Below are 227 nucleotides of genomic sequence, written 5' to 3'. Positions count from 1 at the left end.
GCCACATCGCCCGTCACCGTCGTCGTGCCCGTGCCGTTCTGCGCCAGCGTGCCCGCTCCGTCGACATTGCCCGTCAGCGTCTTGTTGTCGCCACCGGTCACCGCCAGCGTCGTGCCCGCCGCCGTCGTCGTGTTGCCGGTCAGCGTGCCGCCCTGGGCTACTTCCAGTTCACCCTTGTTGATCGCCGTCGGACCGGCGATCGAGCCATCCTGGCCGATGATCAGCTT

1 protein-coding gene is annotated in these 227 nt (G+C 68.3%); it reads right to left on the bottom strand.

All coding sequences use genetic code 11. The features are described 5' to 3' along the window. Positions 1–227, bottom strand: a 227-nt coding sequence (locus ACPYOP_RS33035) for a hypothetical protein (protein ID WP_481414396.1), incomplete at both ends; no start/stop codon positions are given.

Source organism: Rhizobium sp. KNZ2-6A (genome assembly GCF_056755475.1).
The sequence above is the reverse complement of the archived record's forward strand: the minus strand, read 5'-3'. Positions and strand labels throughout refer to the sequence as shown.